At 67.4% G+C, this 17720-nt stretch carries 15 protein-coding genes; 8 read left to right on the top strand and 7 right to left on the bottom strand.

Annotated features, from left to right (window positions below):
- Positions 1-513: 513 nt before the first annotated feature.
- Positions 514-795: an STAS domain-containing protein gene (locus tag ACZ6TV_RS51700; protein ID WP_465308484.1), complete on the top strand. Its 282-nt coding sequence runs from the start codon at positions 514-516 to the stop codon at positions 793-795.
- Positions 796-1873: 1078 nt separating this feature from the next.
- On the opposite strand, the gene ACZ6TV_RS51695 is transcribed toward ACZ6TV_RS51700, so the two are convergent.
- The 3 genes from ACZ6TV_RS51695 to ACZ6TV_RS51685 form a co-directional block, all read right to left on the bottom strand.
- The gene (locus ACZ6TV_RS51695; protein ID WP_465308482.1) at positions 1874-2818 is read right to left on the bottom strand and encodes an aldo/keto reductase; all 945 of its coding nucleotides are present in this window, start codon (positions 2816-2818) and stop codon (positions 1874-1876) included.
- Between the two features lie 715 nt (positions 2819-3533).
- The gene (locus ACZ6TV_RS51690) at positions 3534-3953 is read right to left on the bottom strand and encodes a PPOX class F420-dependent oxidoreductase (protein ID WP_465308480.1); all 420 of its coding nucleotides are present in this window, start codon (positions 3951-3953) and stop codon (positions 3534-3536) included.
- A gap of 617 nt (positions 3954-4570) precedes the next feature.
- Positions 4571-5071: a hemerythrin domain-containing protein gene (locus ACZ6TV_RS51685; protein ID WP_465308478.1), complete on the bottom strand. Its 501-nt coding sequence runs from the start codon at positions 5069-5071 to the stop codon at positions 4571-4573.
- Positions 5072-5520: 449 nt separating this feature from the next.
- On the opposite strand from ACZ6TV_RS51685, the gene ACZ6TV_RS51680 reads away from it, so the two are divergent.
- The gene (locus tag ACZ6TV_RS51680; RefSeq protein WP_465308476.1) at positions 5521-6519 is read left to right on the top strand and encodes a hypothetical protein; all 999 of its coding nucleotides are present in this window, start codon (positions 5521-5523) and stop codon (positions 6517-6519) included.
- A 379-nt stretch (positions 6520-6898) separates the two neighbouring features.
- On the top strand, positions 6899-7165 hold the full coding sequence (locus tag ACZ6TV_RS51675; RefSeq protein ID WP_465308474.1) for a hypothetical protein: 267 nt from the start codon (positions 6899-6901) through the stop codon (positions 7163-7165).
- Between the two features lie 631 nt (positions 7166-7796).
- Here the strand turns inward: ACZ6TV_RS51675 and ACZ6TV_RS51670 are convergent.
- Both ACZ6TV_RS51670 and ACZ6TV_RS51665 read right to left on the bottom strand, forming a co-directional pair.
- Complete coding sequence (locus tag ACZ6TV_RS51670) at positions 7797-9029, bottom strand: helix-turn-helix domain-containing protein (RefSeq protein ID WP_465308472.1); 1233 nt, start codon at positions 9027-9029, stop codon at positions 7797-7799.
- Between the two features lie 517 nt (positions 9030-9546).
- Positions 9547-10443, bottom strand: coding sequence for an alpha/beta fold hydrolase (locus ACZ6TV_RS51665; protein ID WP_465308470.1), 897 nt, complete (start codon positions 10441-10443; stop codon positions 9547-9549).
- Between the two features lie 485 nt (positions 10444-10928).
- Here ACZ6TV_RS51665 and ACZ6TV_RS51660 point away from each other — a divergent pair, with 485 nt between their 5' ends.
- From ACZ6TV_RS51660 to ACZ6TV_RS51650, 3 genes are all read left to right on the top strand, one after another.
- Entirely contained in the window at positions 10929-11252 is a 324-nt protein-coding gene (locus ACZ6TV_RS51660; protein WP_465308468.1) for a hypothetical protein, read from the top strand.
- 60 nt (positions 11253-11312) lie between these two features.
- Positions 11313-11696, top strand: coding sequence for a hypothetical protein (locus tag ACZ6TV_RS51655; RefSeq protein ID WP_465308466.1), 384 nt, complete (start codon positions 11313-11315; stop codon positions 11694-11696).
- A 1223-nt stretch (positions 11697-12919) separates the two neighbouring features.
- Positions 12920-13276: a VOC family protein gene (locus ACZ6TV_RS51650; RefSeq protein WP_465308464.1), complete on the top strand. Its 357-nt coding sequence runs from the start codon at positions 12920-12922 to the stop codon at positions 13274-13276.
- Between the two features lie 554 nt (positions 13277-13830).
- Here ACZ6TV_RS51650 and ACZ6TV_RS51645 read toward each other — a convergent pair.
- Positions 13831-14010: a hypothetical protein gene (locus tag ACZ6TV_RS51645; RefSeq protein WP_465308462.1), complete on the bottom strand. Its 180-nt coding sequence runs from the start codon at positions 14008-14010 to the stop codon at positions 13831-13833.
- Positions 14011-14455: 445 nt separating this feature from the next.
- On the opposite strand from ACZ6TV_RS51645, the gene ACZ6TV_RS51640 reads away from it, so the two are divergent.
- The gene (locus ACZ6TV_RS51640; protein ID WP_465308460.1) at positions 14456-14845 is read left to right on the top strand and encodes a VOC family protein; all 390 of its coding nucleotides are present in this window, start codon (positions 14456-14458) and stop codon (positions 14843-14845) included.
- A 915-nt stretch (positions 14846-15760) separates the two neighbouring features.
- Complete coding sequence (locus ACZ6TV_RS51635; RefSeq protein ID WP_465308458.1) at positions 15761-16192, top strand: STAS domain-containing protein; 432 nt, start codon at positions 15761-15763, stop codon at positions 16190-16192.
- A gap of 67 nt (positions 16193-16259) precedes the next feature.
- On the opposite strand, the gene ACZ6TV_RS51630 is transcribed toward ACZ6TV_RS51635, so the two are convergent.
- Entirely contained in the window at positions 16260-16583 is a 324-nt protein-coding gene (locus ACZ6TV_RS51630; RefSeq protein ID WP_465308456.1) for an ATP-binding protein, read from the bottom strand.
- Between the last annotated feature and the right edge of the window lie 1137 nt (positions 16584-17720).

Genomic DNA, 17720 nt, shown 5'->3' with positions numbered 1-17720 from the left:
ACCCCCCATCTTCCTTCAACACCCCCCCCCCCCCCCCCCCCCCCCCCCCCCCCCCCTCCCCCCCCCCCCCCCCCCCCCCCCCCCCCGGGGGACGCCGGAGCCAACCCGAACCCGGCAAGCCGAAAGGCCGCACCGTCGAGCCCGTCGACACGCGCAGCAGCCACAGCGGCCGGGATGCGGACATCGCATCCCGGCCGCTGCGTCAGCTCCATCCGCGCTCACACAGCGCCGGCTGCCCGGCCTCTGGGCGTGTCCTGTCTAGTGATTGACGCTGAGCTGCAGGGCGACGAAGGCAACGGTTACCTGTTCGCTCGCCGTAAGGCATCTACGCGAAGGGGGAAGATGTGCACACCGGCGCACCACCACCAGCATCCTCACCGGCCGCGTTCACGATCACCGTCTCCGGCCAGGCGTCCGACACGGCTGTCGCGCGGCTCGGCGGCGAACTGGACCCGGCTGAGTCCAACGGCTCCGGCACATGCTCACGACACAACTGGACGGCCCGTTGCGACCGTGGTGCTGGACCTCAGCGCCCTCACGTTCGTGGACTCCTCCGGACTGGGTCTGCTGGGCTGGGCACACAAGACCGCCGCACACCGGGGCAGGACCCTGTCACTGCACAACCCGCACCTCATGCTGCAACGCCTGCTACGCATGACCGGACTGGACACCGTCTTCATCATCACCGACACCAGCTTCGACTCGCCGGTATCACAACACCATCGGAACGCTCCCAACCGAACACGAACCAACCAGACATCGACATGGTTTGACGGTCTACCGGTGCGGCAATGAGATAAATGTCCCCGTTTCCGTACTGCCCTATCGACTGCGGCGACGGGCTGACACCGGTGCGGCGGGCGCGGCGCTGAAGCGCCCGCCCAGCAACTTTTGGGTCCTGGCCCGCTCCGGTCCGCGCGGGTCGGCAGCGTCGCCGCCAGGTCAGCGTCTAGAGCGCTCGGACGGACAACTCCACACCGAGCCGCATACCGACGGCACGGCATCGAGGTGGCCTACTCATATCTGTCGACCGTCAGCAGGTTTCTCGCGAAGGCGAGTGATCAGGGCTGCTTGGCTCCTTTGCGGCAGCCCTAAAACGGCCTGGGTGTTTGTCCGGGGGAGGAAGTCATATCAGGCGTGTGCTTCGGTCGGCGTTGGCCAGTGCTGTGACTGCCGGTCCATACGCGACGACTACAGGTGCCGGGCTTCGCTCTGCGCGTCGACCTGGCCGCGATGTCGGTCTGCCTACCGGTGAAGTCGCTCGGCGGGCCGCGCATGCCGTCCGCGACCGCCTCGGCGGCTCGCACAACGGTGTAACCCATCGCGGCGATGTGGTCTCGGCGTTGTCCAGCATCAGGGCCACGGTGAGCTACTCCCAGGTCTCTCGTTGACGGCCGAGCTCAACGGCACCTCTTTGTCGCCGATCACTCGGCCCGCTGAGGTGCCGTGGAGCTGACAGACCCATCAGGTCCTCGCCCGTCGGCGCCGTCCCGGGAGTTCGATCCGGTCGTCCGGTGTCGTGCGACGCCTGGTGTCGACGTCGACGTCGACGTCGGTGGCGGTGGCGGTGGCGGTGGCGGTCGGGGGGCCGCGCGGCCGTCGACCGGGCGGGTGTGATCACGACGGTGGTGCAGTCGTCGCGGCGGCCCAGTGCCCTGACAACCATCGAACGCTGACTCAGGTAGTCACTGCACCTGCCGCCGCGACCACCCGGCCGGCCGCAACGGATTACGACTCTCGCGCCCCACCGATCGCCGGCATCCTGACCCGCGGATTGCGAAGACGACGGCCAGGGCCGCCTGCCCTCCGCGATGGCCGAGTTCCACCGCCGGCGGGCATCGTGCGGCAGTGCTACACACGGGCCGGGCTGCGGTTACATCGGACGGAGCTTGAGCGGGGCGAAGTTCTCTTCTGCCTGGGCTTCTGTGCGGACGCCCGGAATCGGGATGATCACGGGACTGCGGGCCAGGAGCCATTCCAGGGCTCCCTGTGCCAGGGTTCGGCCGTCTGAGGTCAGCTGCTGTCGAAGTTGGTCGACCCGTTCGGCCCAGGCCGGAACGGCCCGTCCGGCTTCGAACCAGGGCAGCCACTCCGGTGAGAGGGTGCGAACGTCGTCGGCGCCGAGCGCAGCACGGTCGCCGTGATATTTGCCTGTCAACAAACCCATCGCCAGCGGGCCACGGGCGAGGCTGGCCAGTCCCCGGGACTCACAGACCGCGATCATCGCGGCGTTGTCGTGCAGCACCGACTGGTCGTGCTGGATGGCTGTGCAATGCGGACCGGCGTCAGCGAACGCGGCCGCGTTCGCCGGGTCGTCGGTGCTCCACCCGTAGGCGCGGATACGACCCCGGTCCACCTCGCGCTCCAGAGCATCGACCATGGCCAGTGCCGTCTGCAGCGGCAGATCGTTCAGGTGGAGCTGGTAGAGATCCAGGTAGTCGGTGCCGAGCCGGTCGAGGATGCCGTCGAGGCAGGACACGAGGTACTCCACGGAACTGTCCACGCCAGTGGCGAGCCGACGGGATTCGTCGAAGGTATGACCGAACTTACTCGCGATCACGACCTGCTCCCGACGGCCGGCGACGGCACGGCCGAGGACCCGCTCGCTGTGTCCAGCGCCGTAGTTGCTGGCGGTGTCGAAGAGGGTGACACCCAGACCGATAGCCCGATGAATGGCACGGATCGACTCGGCGTCGTCGACCGCGCCCCAACCGAACGGTTCACCTTCCAGACTCCAGAAGGGACCGCCGATCGCCCAGCAGCCCATGCCGATCGCGCCGACCTCGATACCGCTGCGGCCCAGTGTTCGTGTTGTCATGCGCTCAGCCTCGTACCTGGAGCGCGCTCCAGGTCAACAACACGTATATCGATTGGCGGTCCGCTGTGACAGTGCTCTCCTTGCCAACCCGACATCAGCACGCACGCATGCCGTGGTGGCCGCGCGGGTAGCCCGGTGCAAGGGTGACGAGTGCATCGCCGGGTGTGCAGCATGCCCATAGCGTGAGGGGCAGCACGCTCGAATAGGTCGCTCATGTCTCGCGGCAGGACAAACGCTCGGACAGTCGGATAGTCATCGCCACAGCCGGGTCCACAAATCGGTGCTGGCGACTGTTTTCTCGCAGGCAGGTGTCTCCTCCCCGGGGTCACCGCCTTCCGCAGCACGGCAGCCGCCGCGCCGGGTCAGGTCATGGTCGGCGCACACCAGCGCAGGAAGACTCGCAGGTCCGACTCGCAGTGCAGCCGGGTCTGACCGCGGTGACGGCCGAGGTACGCGGCGGTCCCCGCACGAAGCACGAGTTCGTTGGGTTGACCCACCGCCGGCGGCTGAGACGGTGATGGCAGCCATACATCACCGCGTGTCACCCGCAGCGATGAACACCAATGCGCTCGCTGCGGCATGACAGCGCGGGTCGTCACCCGAGCGCAGGCATGGCGCGCAGCGCCGTCAGCTGCATTCGTCGACCGTCCAGTGCAGCCGGTTTCGAGGCGAGGAACGCGAGTTCCTCGGACTGAACCGTCCCGTCGTCAGGGCTCTAGATCGCTGCGATGTCGCGGATCCCGACGACCCGGTTCATGCGTAGCCGGCACAACAAGCTGCCGGACCGACTGTTGAGCTGACCGTACGTGCCCGCCTCCCCGGCCGGGACGTAGCGCTCGGCGATCCGGGTGGCCCACGCGATCAGGTCCGACGGATCCTCGGCGACGGAGACACCGCCACGCACCGCGACGAAGTCGTACGGGAACCGCTCGACGTCGACGGTGAGCGCGGCTCTCGGATTGGCGCGCAGGTGACGCCCCTTCACAGAATCACGGCCGGTACTGAAGACAATGTCAGGGCCGTCGACGATGAACCAGATCGGCGCCACGTGCGGGTCGCCCGTCGGCCCGGCCGTGGCGAGTTTGCCGGTGTGGGTTTCCTCCGCCAGGAAGGCGATCGCTTCGTTCTCGGTCATTGCTGGCACACCTGAAGTGTGTCGCGACCGGCGGCGTCCACAGGATGAGTGTCGGCATGATGTGGCGGACACCGGCCTGCTGTGTCATCCCCAACGGAGGACCGTCGTCGTCGGCCTGTGACGACGATTGACGGTCCTTGAAGGCCGGCTTCGTACGTCTCGAGCCCCTCGCCCTGTCTCATGCCCCCGCCCTGTTCGCAGCGGGCGGCCGGAACGACGAGGTCTGGCGCTGGCTGAGCGCGCCGACTCCCCCTACACCGCAACGTCGTGCACCCGCCGAGCGGCGACGAACACAGAAACGAGCAGCTGGTGCGCCAGGATCTCCGCTGGCGCTACATGAGCGATGGAAACCTACGCGCTGCTGAAAGATGATGCGCTGCATCGGTGTCGTAGCGGTCGGGTGGCTGCGTAGTCGCCAGGGGCCGTCCGCACCCGCTGCGAGGAGGTCGATCAGCCAGTCGAGAGCGTCGTCGCTAACCTGGTCGGATCGTCAAGTAGTGGTCGCTGCAGACCTCGAAGTCGACCCCGACCTCCGCCTGTACCGCGTAGCGGGCCGGGTCCTTCGGCCCGCTTTGCTCGGTCATCAGCGTGTACCCGAATTGACCACGGCCGTCTCGTCAGGCGCGCATGGCGTCGAGCGCCTTCTTCAGCGCCGCCGGCTGGGTTGGCTTCGTCGGCGCCTTCGGCTTCAGCTCGAGCATCTTCTCGCCGATCTCCTGGAGCTGGTTGCGGCCAAGGCCCTCGCGGACCTTGGGGAACCACGCCTGCTCCTCTTCCTCGATGTGGTGGGTCACGCTCTCGATGAGGACGGTGACCTTCGCGTCGAAGTGCTCGTTGTCGGGGCCCATCATGGCCAGCTCGAAGCAGAGCACGTCGGCGATGTGGTGCTCCTCGTACGACTCCAGGATATCGTCCTCAAGGTCGGGCAGCAGCCGGCGGACCTCGGGATACATGACCTCGTTCTCGAGGTACGTGTGGACCGTCAGCTCCTTGAGGATCTGCTTCACGATCTCGGCCTTGCGGGCGGCTGGCCCGTCCTCGGCGCGCTGAAACTCATTGAACAGCCGCTTGACGGTCTTGTGGTCGTCCTTGAGTAGCACAATCGCATCAGTCGACATGAACTCTCCCTACCGGTACCAAGCTGGGCTGCTGGTCGCTACCCGGCTCCGAACTGCCCAAACGTCGGTGAGGCTGTCGGCACTGGCCGATGGTGACTGGTCAGCCGTAGGCGCCCGGGTGAGCGCACGAGGTAGCGGAGGTTCACACCGGGTTCGTCCCGCGTGCCTCCCGTCTACCCTGGTAAAGGCCTGTCTGCCAGGTCACCTGTAGACCGCGGCACGATGCGGCGGCCGCGGCGACCGCGGCGACCCGGGCGCGTGACACGACGCGTTGGCCGCACCTGCTGGTGGTGATCGGCGGTGGGAGAGGTGGGTGAGGTTCAGTGACGACGTATGCGTGGGACACCCGGTCCGGGCTATTGCTGGCGGTATGGGCGGCCGGGGTCGGTCACCACGCCGCGATGGTGTGCCAGCTCGGTTCCGTCGCCGCTCCGGAGGTCGCGGCACGGTTGTGCGACGCCCTGACCCAGTTATCGCGGCGTCTGTGGGACACCTACCAGTATACCGCCGACGACGTCGATCCCGATCATCCCGACGTGTCGGCGCAGGAATGTGGTGAGGGGTTCAGTGGCGTGCTCGCCGTGGTCGGCCGACCTCGGCTGCCGGACGGGGACGAGCTGCCAATCGTGTCCGACGATCCGCTGCTCGAGTCCGCCCACACGGTCGGCCGGGCATTACACGAGCTCGATGACGCCGAGGTGACCACGGCGGTGACCGTGGAGGTTAGGACCGAGATTCACGCGATCGGCCGAGCCAGTCTGGGAGATCTGTCCGGCCGCGCCGTACAGGCGGTATCTCTCGACCGTCTGGACGTGTCGCCGGTCCAGGTCGCCGCGGCCGACCGGCTCCTGCACGCCGATCCATTGGGCAGCAACGCCCTGTTCACCAGCGTCGACCCTGCCGCGGCGTGCGTGGCCGCCGCGCACTGGCTGGTGGCCGCCGCCGAATTCACCGCCGCCGCGGCCGGCATCGCACCGATGGACGTGTTCGCCTACGCCGATGGCCTCGAAGCAGTGTCGGTCGAGGTCCCGTCCTACGTTGTGGACGTAGTCGTCGACCAGTTCGCGACGCTGCGGGAGGCGGTGACCGGTCTGCTCACCGAGGCCGCCGCGGTCCGCGCCGGGCGAATCCCGGACCCGACCGCGCTGCTGCAACGGGTGGACGCCACCCGTGAGCAGATCCTCCGGATTGACGCCGGGCACCGCGACCAGGCTCTCACGGTCTTGTTGGACCGGCTGACGCCGCTGAACCCGCAACACCCAGCCCGGGACCTGCTCGAACAGCTCCTCGACGGGCTGCAGACCTGCCTGCTCGTGTATCGGGCGGAGAAGGCCGTCACCGCCGACGAGGACGCCCCCTTCGACACCACGGCCGACCTGGCCGAGGCCGCGTTCACCGCCGCCGTCCGACATCAGGCCAGCCGCGTCCACGACCGCCTCACCAGATGACCGCGCAGACGGGGCTGCTCTGGCAGTGGTGATTGAGACGGATCGACGTGGCGGCCGGAACCACCTTGTGCCGGTTCCGTTCGGCGCCGATCGCATAGGTGTGCCGGTAGGCGTTGGACCTCGTCCTCGCCAGGGCCATCGACCTCGTCGGCGCTTCGGGCGGTACGCAGGTCCAGTCCCGATCCCCGGACCCGACGGCGATTGACAGTGCCTGACTGGCCGGATGTCGTATGTCGCCGATGGGCCTGCCCGCCGCGCCATCCCGATGTCGGGTCGGATGCGGCCACCGGCGACTCTAACCAGCTTGCATGGTGGCCGACGACGCCACACCGTCAAGCAGCGGAGCAGATCACGATGTACGCGCCCATGGGAGGACTGAGTGCCGCTGCGTCAACGCGCTGCGTTCCGTCGACGCGTCGACCAGATCATGACCGATTGCACGGCGCGCATCATCGACCTGGCGCGCACCGTCGTCGAAGACCTGCTTGCCGGCCGGGTCACCGCCGTGGCTGAATGCGCTCGCCTCCGGGCAGACCACGAGGTCTACCCGGTCCAGGGCGTCGTGCTCGCCTGCGGCGAGGACGAGCACGACGGTGGAGCGCCACAGCGCCTCGCACAGCAGCTGCGGCAGCGCCGCCGATCCTAACCCTGATTCTGAGCGCGAGTCGTGGTCCCGTTCTGACGAGAACTCGGGTCCCGCTATCTGCCGTGGAGTTTTTGTGCGTGAGTTTGGGACCCGTTTCCGTTGGTGTGCGCGTCTGAGATTCGCGATCGGGTCCCTGTTGGCAAGGTGTCCGTCTGGTACGAGTAACGCCTGCCCGACCACAAGTGCAGGCAGGCCGGCGACTGGACGAGGACCTGGTCACCGACAGCCTGCGCCGCTTCCACGGCGTCACCGTCCACGCCTCACAGACCCTTCCCCCGGGCCTGCGACCGACTCAGCACCCCCGCCAGGTATTTAGAACCTAGTCCGCGACGGCACCGGCGCATTCCCTGTCGCCGCGGCGACCCCCGCCCCGCCACCCGCTCGACCGTCAATGCCTATGGCCAGATCCTGCTCGCCACCCTCACCGGTCACCGGGTGCGCTGGTCGACAACCCGAACCGCCCCTGGCACGTGCGCGCGATGCGGCTGGCGAGTGCAGTTGCCGAGTTCGTGAGCTCACGTTGCCGACGTGCTCGATCCCGTCCGGTCCGGTCGGCCGGTAGACAGACCGGGCGTGCGCGGCACAGCCAGCGACACTAACGATCATCTATCTGGCCGCGGTCCAAGGTTCACTAGATGCTGACGTTCAGACGCGTCGCGAGTTGGGCGACAGCGGCTGATGGTGCACCCCGGGTGCGGCGGAGCACGTCGCTGAGCACCTCGTGGGCGAGAGGGCGGCAACGGATTTCGGACGGGGCGAGCCGCTCGCTCTCCAGGAGATTCTCTCCGGCCATGTCGATGTCGCCGACCATCGACTGGGCGCGGGCCTGGTCGAGGAGATGCTGCGCACGTCGCTCCGGCGGCAGTGCGTTGAATCGTTCGAGGTCCAGGCGTTCGTGGACCTCGACCGCCGAACTGCCATCGCCGAGCTCGATGGCGGCGGCAGCGCGGTATATCTGGACGTTCGTCGGGCCGAAGGACGTCCAGTAGTAGTTGGCGTCGTTGTCGAGGCCCCGGGCCGCACCTTCGGCCTCGGACAGCAGATCACGGACCATCGTGCTGTCCCCGAGCCGCGCCGCTGCCAATGCTCCCTGCAGAACCAGTTGGCCGTAGACGGAGAGCCGCTCAGGCGAGCTGTCGTTCTCGCCGGTCCCGGGGGCTATCCGGTTGGCGGTGTTGATGCAGATGTCTAGCCCGGGCCGCGCCCGGCCGAGGGACACCAGCGCCAGCGAGACACGCATCGTGGCCAGCCCAGCGAGGAGATGGTCACCGGCACGCTGCGAGGCGGTGATCGACCGGTCGGCGGCGAGCCAGGACAGGTCGTGTTCACCGACCTTGCGCAGCACCGCCGCGGAGACCTGACAGATCTGCCCGAGGAGATTGGCGGCCTGCCTCGCAAGCGGACCGTCGCCGTAGGCTGCGTCGGCGGTCTGCGCCTCCCTCAGAAGGCGGGGCAGCGTCCGCGCGAGCGTTCCGTACTTCGCATGCTGGTAGGACAGCCAGGCGTGGGACACCGCTTTGCGGAGATCAATGAGCGGTGGCGGCTCCGGTGGGGCAGAGAAGAAGGCACTGATCTGGTCGTACCGCTCCAGCGCGGCACGGATTTCCTCCACCTCGACCTGGTCGACACCGTTGGATTGCTCGCCGCGGCGCATTGGGTCCTTGCCGAGCAGGATTTGGACGTCGAGTTGCAGCACGTCGGCGATCTCGTACACGACGGAGAACTTGTCGAGCCTGCGCACCCCGCGCTCCACCTTGTCCACCCAACTCTTCGACTTACCCAGCCGGTCGGCGAAGACCTGTTGCGACATCTTGCGCCGATTTCGCCAATACGCCACGCGGCGACCGATGGGAATCTCGTCCATCTTGCTACCTCCGGCGATCACCCCGTCCGGCCAATTCTACGTGCTGTACAGCCCGACCCCGTGGGCGCGCTCATACGTTTTTGTACTGCAGTTACGGCTTCAGCAATCATTTGGCGGAATGCTGTGTCGCGGTACGTTGCTGGTGGCGCCAGATATTGCTTGGGTTCGCCGCTACAGCGTCGCTCTTCTCCCGAAATCACGCGCTGGCCATCTTAGACGCCTAACGTAACCGCAACATGGCCCTACGTCGACCCCTGTCATCCGGCCGATGTATTCGACCTCCATAAACAGGAATCCCCCACGTAGAGGTTCAAAGCCGGGCTATGTGGACCATTACGCGAATCTGGCCTGTGGGCATCTGCGGCTGGTCGATCGGCCACTGACCACCGCAGCTCGCCTCGCCGGCCGCCGCCCGACGAGCTCACAACGAGGTGCCGCGACGCAGATCTGACCGCCCTGCGGTTCGCCACCCGCATGGCCGCCTGCCCCGGATCGGCGCGCTCGTCCGGGAGCTGCCCTACCCGGGCAGCGCGGACACGGCCGCTGCCACCGCGTCCGGGTGCGAGATGAACGACAGGTGGCGTGCGCCGGGGATGACCGTCGGCGCCGGCGCGCCGATCCGCGTCGCGGAGGTGTACGGCGCCGAATGGTCGAACACGTCGTCGTCGGCGCCGAACACGACCGCCTTGGGAACCGGTACATCCGCCAGTTCGGCCACCCGGGACGCCGGCAGGCCCACCAGACCGGTGAACTGCCAGATGGCACGCTCTGCCCCGGGCACCTCGAACGGGCGCCGCCACTGCCGGACCCCGGCCGCGTCCAGTGGCGGGCAGGACGGCCCGCAGTTGGCAGAGTAGACTCTGCGGATCAGCCGGTCCGAGTGGACGGCCAATCGCAGCAGCGTCGTGCGGTACGGGTCGACAAGGCCGGATCGCAGCCCACCGAAGCGGGACCCGGCACCGCTGTTCAGGGCGTCGCCGTCGAGGAACACCACGCCGCCGACCCGCCGTGGGTTGCGCAGCGTCGCCTCGGCGACGACGGCCGCGCCGGTCGAGTGCCCGACCAGCACCGGCCGGTCGAGATGCAGCGCGTCGAGGAAGCCCAGCAACTGCGCCGCCTGGTGCTGCGCGTCGTACGGCCCGACCCGTTGGCTGTAGCCCCACCCTGTGAGGTCCAGCGCGTACACCTGGCGGGTCTTCGACAGCGCCCGTCCGAGCGGGTCGAACGTATCGGCGGACTCGGCGAAGCCGTGGACGAGCACGATCGGCGGGCCGGGTCCGTCCCACTGCCGGTACCGGGTGCGGATCCCGTCGGCGGTGACGAACCGCAGCCCGGTCGGGGCGCTGGCCCGACCCGCGGTGGCCGCGTTGTATCCGAACGAGAACACCGTGACCAGCACGAACCCGGCCAACACGGTGATACCGAGTCGGCGCAACCACCGTAGCGCGTGGGCGGCGTGGCCGGGACGCGTCACTCTTCCAGTCTGCCAGGATCCATGGATCACAAATGTGCGATGCACGCGGTGTTGGCCACGCTCCCGACGGATGTATCTCATCGCTTTGGTGCTGGGGCGCTCTGATGGCCGCGTCGACCGCTTATCGCGGTGTGGTGCGACGTGTCTGGTCGCACGCGAAACGGAGGCTTGAAGGCCGCCGCCGTTTCCCGGTGCGTTCAGCAGCACGGTCGATCCGCCGGCCCGGTTCACGCCTCGTACCGGCGAGTTGCCCACGTCACGTCCGGCCCGTACGCGCTACCGTCGTTGAAACAAGTACGCGCTCGACGTGATGACGATGCTGCAGTGGACGCCGGAGTTGCCGCCGCTGGTGCGCACCTCGCCGTCGACGTCGGCGACATCGGTGGCAACCTTGTTGTAGCCGCGTGCGCGGAAGTTGTTTTGCGTTGAACGCCGGAGTGTCGTTCGACCGTGTCGCGGCGGTGGGTGTGAGTTTCTTGCCCGTGCCGACTCGGACATCGATCCCGAGTTACACCGACGCGGCGCTTGCCGCGCCGGCGATGGCTGTCGCCGTCAACTTTGACGCTGCGGTGCCGGGTAGCGGCGACACGTCCACCGTCACGTCCGTCGTGCTCGGCGCTGCCGGTGTCGATGCCGTCGACGTTGCGCTTGCCGAGAATGCCATCCGGCCTGGTGAGAAGCCTTCCCGTCGAGGATCCCGCGATCTTGGTTCTGACGGCATGGCGGTTGGGACAGCCGATGGTCACTGAGCGATGATGGTTGGTCGTGCTGCTGCGATTGGCGTATCTCGGGTAACGAACATCGCCGCGATGCTCCGGCTGCTGCCGACAAGCGAGCTGGCCAAGGACATCGAGATCCTCACCTTGCAACACCAGATCATGGGGCTGCAGCGCCAGCTGGGCGAACAGCATCCGCGGTTCGACCCAAATGACCACGCGTCGCTGGCCGCGCTGCTGCATCCGTCGCCGAGGGAGGTGCTGCGCGGGCTGCGACTGGTTGGTCCGTCCCGATGTAGTGCTTCGGTGGCATCGTGGTCTCGTCACGCGCCGCCATGCGGCGGTGACCCGGCCCAACCGTCCGCGTCGCCCGCGAACGGTCCGATCGATCCGGGATCCTGGTGCTGCGGCTGGTGCGGGAGCACCCGCAGTGAGGCCACCGGCGCATGCGCGGCGAACTCCTGGCCCTCGGCGTGAAAGTCGCCGCCGCTACGGTCTGGGATATCCTGCGCGTGGTGCCCGATCGAGCGGCCAGCACCCGGGGCGGCGTTTCCTGCGATCGCAGGCGGAGGCGCTGCTGGCGTGTAACTTCTTCGAGACGGCCACGCTGACCGGGCGGCCCCGGATGTATGTACTGGCGGTAATCGAGCACGCCAGCCGCCGGATCCGGATCCTGGGTGCTACCGCCCATCCAACCGCCGAGTGGGTGGCCCAGGCCCGGCCGGAACCTCGTGATGGACCTCGAGGAGGATGCCGGTTACCGCGCCAAGTACCTCATTCGTGACCGGGACCGGAAGTTCCCCACCTGTTCGACGTGGTGTTCGCCGATGCAGGGATCACGGTGGTGCACAGCGATGTCCGGGTTCCCCGTATAAACACAATCATGGAGCGGTGGATGCCGACTCCCCACCGCGATCTGTTGGACCGCACCCTGATCTGGCAACAGCGTCACCTCCTGCACGCCCTTCGCGACTTCGATGACTTCTACAACGCGCACTGTCCGCACCAAGGCATCGCCGACGCCCGACCCCTACGCACTCTGCCCCACGCCACTCGCCGATCCCGACGAGATCAGCCGTGTTGGTATCCGCCGACGCGACCGCCTCGGTGGCAGTTGCATAAATACGAACACGCCGCCTGAGCTGCACGGACCGGGTTATCGGCAAGCGCAGGTCCATGAGGCGTCGGATGCGACGAGTTAGCAGCCATCGGGTGACCAGGAGAGAGTGAGCGCTGCTCCTGGGTAGCCGTCGAAGGCGAGGATCGGGGTGTGGGTGGAGTGGCTGCCAGATACGGATGGGGCTTGCACGCCGCCGGTGGCCGGCAGCTGTCCGTCGGGTGTCCAGGCTGCGTACCGCAGGGCCGCGTTGCGGTCGATGAGCGCGTGCGCTCGGTCGTGGTGGCGTCGCCAATGATTAGTACTTCCTCGAGCGTGGTCGCGATGTGCTGCCCGTCCGGTTACCAGACCAAGCCATGGGCACCGGCGGGTGACACCCGCGCGGATGGTATCGATGGTCGTGTCGCTCGCCATCCGCGGCGGAACGCTGTGAGCGTCCACGGAGGCTCCTGCTTCGCATACCCACGGACCGAGCGGTCATTTCGCCGGTGCGACCTGGCGACCGGAGCCCCCATGGTCGGACACCTGTTACTTCATGGTCATGGTGGGTAGCGAACACATACTTCGAGGCGAGGAGAGCACCATGCCGAAGTCCGTTGCAACAGTATGGGTTCCTGTCGACGACATGGATCGCGCGGTGAAGTTCTACGCCGACACGCTTCGCCTGAAAGCGAAGGCGACCGGTGAGGACTGGAGTGAGATCGACGCCGGGAATCTCATGATCGGCTTGAACGCCCGCGAAGGCACCTCCGCGCACGCTGACGGGGGCGCCGTTATCACCTTCACCCCCGAAGGAAGCATCGATGCCGAGGTCGATCGGCTGACCGACGCCGGGGTCAATTTCACCGGAGACATCAGCGAACACTCCTGGGGCAGGATCGTGCCGTTCAAGGACAGCGAAGGCAACGACCTGCAGCTGTACAGCCCGCCACGGCGGTGACGTCGTCGTTCGTACGCAGCTTGCGTGTTGATTCGTGACCAGCCGGCAGCCGCCCGGCTGGTCGCTGTCACCCGCTTGCCGACGGGACATGACGGTGCGGTCGCGCGTGGTTGGCCCGTAGTTCGGTGTCGATACTGTTCGCTCTTGGGTGGGTGTCGCAGAGGACCGGGCCGAGAACCGGGGCAGTGGATCGCCGGATCGGTGAACGACGCTGGAATTTGGCCAGAGCGGTGGACCGCGAACTGCAGCAGCCAGCGCATCGACCGGAGTGCCACGACATCGTTGCTGTCAGCGTCACCGATCCAGAGCCGTTCAGAGGGTACGTCGAAGGCAACCTCGGACGGCAGTCCCTTGGCCCCCGCGCACTGACTCGCACATCAAGGGCGACGTCGGCCTCTTCCTCATCGACCGTGCCGGCATGAATGACGACAACAGCAGCGTGGGAAGCCGTGGAGAACACCGGCCCGCCGTCGCGGTCGAAGTCGATGTCGAACTACCGCCGGCAGTCGGCATCATTGAGGTAGATCGCATCGCACCCCAGTAGTACGGCCGGATCAGTCTCCCTTCGGCAGTTTGCTGTAGGTGATCCGCCAGCCCTGAGCGCTGGCGAAGTGATACCCACGGTCCCGTTCATGCGTGCTGAAGCCACGCTCTTGTACCGGTCCGAACAGTTGGCGCAGCCGTTGCACACGATGCCCGAAGCTGCCGACCCCGCCGTCGAGATACACGTACACCTGCCGAAGTTCACGGGCCGGCTCGACCAGACGTCTCTCGCATGGCCTGGGCAGCGCTCGAATGGGCACCGTGCGCTGCCCCAGTCGACGATGAATGCGACCGCACCGCCCTCGTACAGGTGGTAGTCGCTGTTGCGCTGGTGCCATACCGCCACCACCAGGTATCCGGCTCGCCCATGGTGAGCCAGCTCAGGAGTGGCAGTGATAGGTGTCACCCCTCAGCAGCCCATCGACGACGAGTCGATCGACAAGTGGTTCAGCTACACCGTGCCGATGTGGCACAAACCCGCTCGCCATCGGGCGTAGGCCGATCGGCTCGGCAACGCAGATCCAACGAGCGGCTCGGCCGGCCTCGGCGAGCCACCGGCCACCTCCGGATCTGCATGCTCCGGAGGTGGCCGGGTAGCCAGCACGTCACGCGGCGCATCAGTCAGGAGGCACTGCGATGTCCATACAGCTCAATCACACGATCGTCACAGCCCGCGACAAGGAGACATCCGCCAAGTTCCTGGCGACGATGTTGGGACTGCCGGTGGGTCCTCGCTTCGGCCCGTTCGTCCCGGTTGAGGTGAGCAACGGCGTCACGTTGGACTTCACCGACACGGAGGCCGAGCCCATCACCTCTCAGCACTACGCGTTTCTGGTCTCGGACAACGACTTCGACGCCATTTTCGGCCGTATCCAGGAGGCCAGAGTCGCCTACTATGCCGATCCGCACCACAACCAGCCGCAGCAGATCAACCACCGCGACGGCGGGCGTGGCGTGTACTTCGACGACCCGAACGGGCACAACCTGGAGATCCTCACGCGGCCCTACGGCAGCGGAGCAGCCTGATCGAAAGAATGGGTGCCCAGACTCCGGTGTGTCGGCACGTCGTGGATGAACGGTCCACGTCAGCGTCGGCCAGTGCCACCCCGGCTGCGAGGCGCACCACCCAGGTCACCTCACCGTCGACCGCGACCGGCGGCGTGACAGGCAGGGAGCCGCCACCAACCGGCCATCCGCCCGGCGTGCCGCAACGGCACGCGCGCCAACGTCGCCGCGGTGACGCGTTCGGCGTTGGTCGGCCGACCACGTCGCGCTGGACGCCAACGTTTTCGTGCCGCTGTTCTTCTTGGCCGTGCTGTTGATTCCAGTATTGCCGTGGTGGGTCGCGGCCCTGGCCACTGTAGTGGCCGGTGCGGTATTCGTGCCCGTCGCGGTGCGCCGGCGAGCCGCCCATCGAGCGCGGGCCGCGCGGCAGGCTGACGGTTGATCTCAATGGGCGCGGTGCGGGCGCAAGACCGCAGTCCGCGCCCGGCCTTGCAGCACGCGTTGTCATCGGCATGATCGCGCGCCTCATGCCCGCGTGGGGCAACGAGATGGTCGGCGACGGAACGTGACGAGCAGCGACGGCTGTCGCGCACCAACGGGCGGCAGGTGCGCGCACCTGATCAAGCGGCCCTGCGGCGAGTTCCTGTCCAACCACCCGGGCGAGCAAGCCGCCGCATTGGCGAGGGCCGTCAGGCCTCCTGCGGAGGCATGCAGAGGCCTGGACGAACAGCCACCAGCCGCTGTGCGAGGGCAGCACCTCGATAGCGGCGAACAAAGGGATCGTGGCCACGGCCACGGCCACGGCGAGCCGGGTCCGGACAAGCCGCGCCGAGGTGACGATCTTCAAACACCCGTTCCAAAATCGCCGATCTTGCAGCTGACATGTGATATTCACGGACAGGTAGTTGCTGCGAGACAACAAGGTGTGGCCAGAGAATGTCGAGTCGGACCGCTGGTAAATCGTCGAGAGGCAGAACGATGCAGGTCGCTGTGGCGTCGGCCGGGCGGTGCACAGTGGTGACGGTCGCCGGCGATGTCGACGCGGTGGTCGCTGGCGTGTTCCGGTCGCGGTTGAGTGCTGCGGTTCAGGACGCGGTCAGGGCGACGGGGCGGGCGGATCTGGTGGTGGACCTGTCCGGGGTGTCGTTCATCGACTCGTCCGGGCTCAGCGCAATGGTCAACGTCTACAAGGAGACACAGGCGGCCGGTGGCACCGTCACGGTCATCGGTTCTCCGGCGGTGCTGCGGTTGTTCGACCTGACCAGGCTCGCTGACCTGTTCCGGATCGCCGCCACGGTGACCGATGCGGTGGCCCGTACCTACCCGAGTCACCATAACCCGATCCTCGGCCCCGCGCGGCGGAGCTGAGTGCGGGCCGGGCAGTCCGTATCCAGACTGCCAGCTCTCCAGAGCCGTGGGCTGCCGGGGCAAGCGGTCAGGCCGCGGGACGGGCGGAGCCGCTCACCGGGAAAGTGGCCCAGACGTGTTTGGCGGTGGCGGTGGCGTACCAGCCGACATCCAACGACAGCTGCCGCGCCAGCATCAACCCGCGGCCGCCGGACGCTTCCGGCGCGACATCCTGCAACTCGGGCAAGGCGACCAGGTCGTGGTCGGCCACATCGAGGACGAAACAGTCCACCGCCTCCAGCAACCGCACCACGCTCGGCGCCAGCCCATGGACCAACGCGTTCGTCGCCAGCTCGGAGGCGACCAGCAGCACCTGATCCGCCCGGTCGTCCAGCCGGTCCGTCGTGATCAAGCCCCGGCCGCGGAGTTCCTCGAGCAGCTCACCACGCAGCGGCTGCAGCCGGCGAACGTCATCAAGGACCCAGCGGCGCCGCTCCTCAGTTTGCGGGGGAAGAGGAGAGGAGAGGAGCGTAGCTGGGCCATACCACCGCTGATACCCTCCCACCCGAACCTGCACACACAGGACCGGCAACACTCGCCTGCCACACCAGCCAGACCCAGGAACCAGCGTCGACAGCGCGCATCCAGACCGTGTCCACGAAGTGGACGCCTCGGCAGGCGGTCCAGGCGGTTCGCGGCCCACAAACAACCATGCCGGGCCGCCGACAAGCTGCCCTCGTCGCTGCCGAATCGCCGCTACGGCAACGGGCCGCACGGGCCCGGTTGGGGCAGCACGCGACACGTCACACGATGAACGCGTGGAGGCAGAAGCGGTCCACGCGCAGATCGCCGCGTCCTACCTGCGCGGCTCGAGTGCGTAAGTGGACGGACCTGCCGCGGCCAGTCCCGCTGGTGCACTTCGGCACCGCCTGCGACTTTGTCCTCGACGCACTGCTTCGCCGGCCACCCGCTGGCCCCCGCTGGGAGCGGCTAGTACGCCGTCGCTTCGAAACTCAGGCTGCGTCAAGCGGACGGCCGCTTGTCGGGGCGCTTGGCGCCCGAAACCCATGATCTTGTGGTTCCCGTCGCAGAAGGGCTTAATCGGAGGGCTCCCCTGGAGACACCGGTGCCATCAACGGCGGGGCGTAAGACGAGGCTCGTGTCAGACCTTCATGGCCGTAGCCGGCACTATCGGCGACTGATCCGGATGACAGACAGGAACCGAAGAGGCGACCGGTGCGAGCCCCGAATGCACTGCGTCGCTGCTTCGATGGAGGCCAAGTCGACGGACGCCCGGCAGAGAGCCGGCCGGCTCGAGCCTCTCGGCTCTCGCCCGCCGGGCGCCCCGCGGGTTGTAGCCGGCGCGCCCGCCCGCCTTAATTGCCCGCACGTGTTGGCATGAACCGGACACCGCCGACGGCGAACCGGCGGCGATGCCCGACCCATTCCAAGCCAGGTGTCGCCGCTTCCTGAAGACTGACCCCTAGCGGATTTTTGAATCTTGACCCCTCCTCTTTGAGGATCTTGGAGGGTGTTGAGCGTGGAGGAC

The sequence above is a fragment of the Dactylosporangium sp. NPDC051087 genome, from assembly GCF_055586325.1.
Note: the sequence above shows the minus strand (reverse complement) of the source record. Positions and strands in the feature narration are given on the sequence as shown.